The organism is Actinophytocola sp. (genome assembly GCF_045807065.1).
Taxonomy (GTDB): Bacteria; Actinomycetota; Actinomycetes; order Mycobacteriales; family Pseudonocardiaceae; genus Actinophytocola.
In genome coordinates this window covers 1-5092 of the sequence record NZ_JBJMIE010000686.1, presented here as the reverse complement: position 1 = coordinate 5092, position 5092 = coordinate 1, and the positions used below count along the sequence as shown (strand labels likewise).

General features: G+C 71.9%; 6 protein-coding genes and 1 pseudogene. 1 reads left to right on the top strand and 6 read right to left on the bottom strand.

Going from position 1 to position 5092, the window contains the following annotated elements:
- Nucleotides 1-219 (top strand): annotated as a pseudogene (locus ACJ73U_RS40405) (hypothetical protein); the annotation flags it as partial.
- On the opposite strand, the gene dapC reads toward ACJ73U_RS40405, so the two are convergent.
- The 6 genes from dapC to ACJ73U_RS40375 all read right to left on the bottom strand — a co-directional run.
- Nucleotides 208-1293 (bottom strand): succinyldiaminopimelate transaminase, encoded by a 1086-nt coding sequence (gene dapC, locus ACJ73U_RS40400; protein ID WP_407783067.1) that lies wholly within the window; start codon nt 1291-1293, stop codon nt 208-210. The pseudogene ACJ73U_RS40405 and the gene dapC overlap by 12 nt on opposite strands.
- Nucleotides 1290-1616 carry a ferredoxin gene (fdxA, locus tag ACJ73U_RS40395; RefSeq protein WP_407783066.1) on the bottom strand — a complete coding sequence of 109 codons (327 nt, stop codon included), beginning with the start codon at nt 1614-1616 and terminating at the stop codon, nt 1290-1292. The genes dapC and fdxA overlap by 4 nt, the downstream gene beginning before the upstream one ends.
- 78 nt (nt 1617-1694) lie before the next feature.
- On the bottom strand, nt 1695-2108 hold the full coding sequence (locus ACJ73U_RS40390; RefSeq protein WP_407783065.1) for a hypothetical protein: 414 nt from the start codon (nt 2106-2108) through the stop codon (nt 1695-1697).
- Nucleotides 2105-2944 carry an N-acetyl-1-D-myo-inositol-2-amino-2-deoxy-alpha-D-glucopyranoside deacetylase gene (gene mshB / locus ACJ73U_RS40385; protein ID WP_407783064.1) on the bottom strand — a complete coding sequence of 280 codons (840 nt, stop codon included), beginning with the start codon at nt 2942-2944 and terminating at the stop codon, nt 2105-2107. Before mshB ends, ACJ73U_RS40390 begins: the two co-directional genes overlap by 4 nt.
- Before the next feature lie 381 nt (nt 2945-3325).
- On the bottom strand, nt 3326-4330 hold the full coding sequence (locus ACJ73U_RS40380; RefSeq protein WP_407783068.1) for an ABC transporter ATP-binding protein: 1005 nt from the start codon (nt 4328-4330) through the stop codon (nt 3326-3328).
- Nucleotides 4331-4469: 139 nt separating this feature from the next.
- A partial coding sequence (locus ACJ73U_RS40375) for an ABC transporter ATP-binding protein (protein ID WP_407783063.1) occupies nt 4470-5092 on the bottom strand: 623 nt, incomplete at its 5' end.

The window sequence follows — 5092 nt, the reverse complement described above, 5'->3', positions numbered from 1 at the left end:
GAGCCCGTGAGCGACGCGAACCGCCGAGCGGCGAAGGGCGGGAAGACGCCGGGTAAGGGCCCGCGAACGCCGAGCGGAGCGAGGCAGTTCGGCGCCGCCGAGGCGTTCGTCGCGGGACGGCTCGTCGAGCGGGAACGCGACAGGCAGGCCGCGGCGCGCGGGCAGTGGCACGAGGCGTACGAGGAGGTCGAGCGCTGCGCGGTGGAGCTACTCGGCTAGCCGCTTCGCCGCCGTCTCGACCCGCTCGTCGGTGGCGGTGAGCGCGACGCGGACGTGCTTGTCGCCGGTCGGCCCGTAGAACGTGCCGGGAGCTACCAGGATGCCGCGGGCCGCGAGCCAGTCGACCGTGGCCCAGGCGTCCTCGCCGCGGGTGGCCCACAGGTACAGGCCCGCCTCGGAGTGGTCGATCGTGAAGCCGGCGGCCTCCAGCGCCGGGCGCAGGACCGCGCGGCGAGCCGCGTACCGGGCCTTCTGCTCGGCGACGTGCGTGTCGTCGGACAGCGCGGCGGTGATGGCGGCCTGGACCGGGTGCGGGACGATCATGCCGGCGTGCTTGCGGACGGCCAGCAGCCGCGACACGAGCGCCGGGTCACCCGTCACGAACCCCGCCCGGTAGCCGGCGAGGCACGACGACTTCGACAGCGAGTGCACGGCCAGCAGCCCGTCGAGCGAACCGCCCGACACGGACGGGTGCAGGATCGAGACGGGCTCCGCCTCCCAGCCGAGCGTGAGGTAGCACTCGTCGGACACCACGACCGCGCCGCACGAACGGCCCCACTCGACCACCTTCCGCAGGTGCTCGACGGGCAGCACGCGGCCGGTCGGGTTGGACGGTGAGTTGAGCCACACCAGCACGGGCCTGGCCGGGCCGGCCGCGACCGTGCTGTCCGTGCGCAGGATCGACGCCCCCGCCAGCCGGACGCCCACCTCGTAGGTCGGGTAGCCCAGCGGCGGGATCACCACCAGGTCACCGGCACCCGCGCCGAGCAGCGTCGGCAGCCAGGCGACCAGCTCCTTCGACCCGATCGTGGGCAGGACCGCGTCGGGTTCGACGTGCACGCCGTGCCGCCGCGCCAGCGCGTCGACCGCGGCCTGGCGCAGGGCGGGGGTGCCGTGGGTGGCGGGGTAGCCGGGGATCCACGCCGCGCCCGTCAACGCCTCCTGGATGACGGCCGGCACGGGGTCGACGGGCGTGCCGATCGACAGGTTGACGACCCCGTCCGGGTGCGCCCGGGCACGGGCACCGGCGTCCGCCAGGGTGTCCCAGGGAAAGTCGGGGAGCTCTGCTATCACTCGTCGTGCTCGACCGGCGGGAGGTCCTTGATCCACTGCGGGTCGTTGGAAGTCTTGCCCACCTTGGCCGCACCGCCCGGCGAGCCCAGCTCGTCGAAGTAGTCGACGTTGGCCTTGGTGTATTCCTTCCACTGGTCGGGGACGTCGTCCTCGTAGTAGATGGCTTCCACCGGGCACACCGGCTCACAGGCGCCGCAGTCCACGCACTCGTCGGGGTGGATGTAGAGCATCCGGTCGCCCTCGTAGATGCAGTCGACCGGGCACTCTTCGATGCACGCCTTGTCGAGCAGGTCGATGCATGGCTCGGCGATCACGTAGGTCACTGCGTCTCCCGTGTGTGTCCAGCGTTCCAGCAAGGCTGAGGTTACCGGCCGCCGCTAGTATCCCTCTCGGCTGTCGGCTCAGAGAGACGGCCCCAGTGTGGTAGCGAGCACCCGGCCGAGCACGATCGCGGACGGTAGGGAACCGCAGGCGAACAGCAGCAGCGACCGCCAGTCCGCCACCAGCACGAGGTCGTTGCCGGGGCCGAACATGCCGAACACGGCCACCGCGAGGATCCACCCGACCAGCGGCGCGGCCGCGATCAGCAGCTTCGGCGACAGCCTGCCCGCGACGCTCACCAGCCACGGCGTGGTCAGGGCGGCCACCAGCGCGCTCACCGGCACCGGCACCCCGCCCAGCGCGAACGGCAGCAGGTACCCGTCGAACCGCAGCGGCAGGAACAGCAGCTCCACGACCGCGAGCACGACCGCGTCCACCACGAGCACGGCCAGCACGAGCCAGTTCCGGACGGTCAACCGCGATGGTTCGGTCACGCCAGCCCGCCGAACAGGTCCGTCTCGGCGCCCTCGCCCGGTCCGCGGCCCAGCACGTAGTACTCGGCGGGCGGGATGGGCTGCGCGATGCCGTTCGACAGGGCGTAGGCCCGCTCCCCGTCGCCGCCGTGCCAGACGGTGATCTGCGTCGAGTGCGCCGCCATGGCCCGCATCTTGACGGAGAGGACCTCGGCGGTGTCGATGACGGTGGTGATCTTCTCGTCGTCGGTCACGGGCAGCTCGTCCGGCTCGGGGAGCCGGAAGGGCAGGTCCGCCACCGCGGCCAGCTCGGCGACACCCGCCTCGGTGGCCCGGCGCGAGGTGACGGCGAAGAAGAGGCGGTCGACGGAGTCACAGGCCGCCACGGTCACCTCGTGCGCGCGGACGTGGTCCGGGTGGCCGTAGCCGCCGTCGGGTCCGTAGGTGACCACGACCTGGGGCCGCACGTCCGCGATGACCTCGGCCAGCGCGTCGGCCTGCGCGGCCAGGTCGCCGCCGGCGAACGCGCGCGGGTGGCCGTTGGCCGGCACCCCCGCCATGCCGGAGTCCCGCCAGCGACCGACCCCGCCGAGCCAGCGGTGGTCGGAGACCCCCAGCGCCGCACACGCGGCCCGCAGCTCGCCGATCCGGTACCCACCGAGCTGGTCGGCCGCGTCGGCGGCCAGCTCACGAAGGCTGTCCGGGATGATCTCGCCCTCCTCGCCCAGCGTGCACGTGACCAGCGTGACCTGCACACCGGCGGCCGCGTACCGGGCGATCGTGCCGCCCGTCCAGAGGCTCTCGTCGTCGGGGTGCGCGTGCACGAGCAACAGTCGCGGCGCGGCGGTGAGCGTCATGATGCATTTGTCCGTATCCGTTGGGCCAACAGACGGTCAGGATATCGACGCACTCACGCGATCGGGTGGCGAACCCAAGACATGGCCCAGACGCCGCGGGCCTGTGGTTGGCGGAACCACGCGGCCAGGATCTCCAGTGTGATGCCGGGCACGACCTGGATCAGCACCGCCACGAGTGCCAGGCGCAGGGTGTTCGGGCGCGGCCTCCGCGAGCACGTCGACGATCGGCCGCCGGTGTCTCAGGCCGACGCCCAGGTGCCCCGTCGCCAGGTTCGCGACGAGGTGGACGTACCTGAATCACCAGCGGCCGGTCGAGCGGGCACAGCTCGTCGAGGTTCCTCCCGCGCCGACGGAGACCTCCCCAAGCCCCCGGGGTGCCTCCTAGGCGCGTACCACCTCGCGGAGCGACGCGAAGTGGCAGGACGCCTGGTGGCCCTGACCGCCAGGGACGTCGTACAGCGGCGGGGGCTCCTCGATGCACCGGCGCTGGTCGGACTCGGACAGCTGCTCGAACTTCCAGCAGCGCGTCCGGAACCGGCAGCCCGACGGCGGGTTGGCCGGATTTGGCACGTCGCCGCGCAGCACGATGCGCTCGCGCCGCCGTTCCAGGTGCGGGTCCGGGATCGGCACGGCCGAGATCAGCGCCTGCGTGTACGGGTGGTGCGGCCGGTCGAACAGGTCGTCCCGGTCGGCGATCTCCACCACGCTGCCCAGGTACATGACCGCCACGCGGTCGGCGATGTGCCGGACCACGGACAGGTCGTGCGCGATGAACAGGTAGGTCAGCCCCAGCCCGTCCTGCAGGTCCTCCAGCAGGTTCACGATCTGGGCCTGGATCGACACGTCCAGCGCCGACACCGGCTCGTCCAGCACGATGAACTTCGGGTTCATGGCGATAGCGCGGGCGATGCCGACGCGCTGGCGCTGGCCGCCGGAGAACTCGTGCGGGTAGCGGTCCGCGTACTCCTCGGCGAGGCCCACGGTGTCCAGCAGGTCGCTGATGGTCTTGCGGGTCACCTCCTGGCCGAGCAGCCGGTACTTCTCGGCCAGGATCTGGCGGATCGTCATGCGCGGGTTCAGCGACGCGTACGGGTCCTGGAACACGATCTGCATGTCCCGCCGGGCCCGGCGCAGGCCCTGCTTGTCCAGCCCGGTGATGTCCAGGCCGTCCAGCGTGGTCTGGCCCGCCGTCGGCTCGATCAGCCGCAGGATCGCCCTGGCGGTCGTCGACTTGCCGCAACCGGACTCGCCGACCAGCGCGACCGTCTGGCCCCGCTGCACGTGGAGGGTGACCCCGTCGACCGCCTTGACCTGGCCGATCGTGCGCTTGAAGAACACGCCGGAGCGGATGGGGAAGTGCTTGACCAGGTTGTCCACCTGGAGCATGGGCTGGGTCGCCGGCTCAGCCGTGCCAAGTCCACCCTGTTCAGTCGCCTGGGTCACCGCCGCGCCTCGCCCTCTCCTCGCAGGCTCCGAGTGGCCGGGCGACGGTCGTGCGCCCGGCGGTTCACCCCGCAAGCTCCGTTCACTGGGCAACCCTCTCCTCGTAAGCCATCGCCACCCGGTCGCTGTGCACGCAGGCCGCCCGGTGCTCCGTGCCGTCCACCGGTTCCAGCGGCGGGACCTGCGGCAGGCAGGCCTCGGTCGAGAACACGCAGCGGGGGTGGAAGGGGCAGCCCTGCGGCACGTTCGCCAGTGACGGCGGGATGCCCTTGATCGGCTGGAGCCTGGCCTGCCGGCGCTGGTCCATCCTCGGCAGGCTCGACAGCAGGCCGAAGGTGTAGGCGTGCCGCGGCGAGTAGAAGATCTCGTCCGCGGTGCCGGCCTCCACGATCCGGCCCGCGTACATCACGTTGATCCGGTCCGCGTAGGAGGCGACCACGCCGAGGTCGTGCGTGATCAGCACGATCGCCGTGTTGCGGTCCTCCTGGAGCTTCTCCAGCAGCGCCATGATCTGCGCCTGGACGGTCACGTCCAGCGCGGTGGTCGGCTCGTCGGCCAGCAGCACGTTCGGGTCGTTGGCCAGAGCCATGGCGATCATCGCGCGCTGGCGCATGCCGCCGGAGAACTCGTGCGGGTACTGGCTGGCGCGGTCGCGCGGCTGCGGGATGCCGACGACGTCGAGCAGCTCCACCGAGCGCTCCCAGG

Excerpts from the sequence above, each read along its gene's own strand:
- mshB (WP_407783064.1), bottom strand. The coding sequence starts at position 2,944 with ATGACGCTCACCGCCGCGCCGCGACTGTTGCTCGTGCACGCGCACCCC.
- ACJ73U_RS40380 (WP_407783068.1), bottom strand. The coding sequence starts at position 4,330 with ATGCTCCAGGTGGACAACCTGGTCAAGCACTTCCCCATCCGCTCCGGC.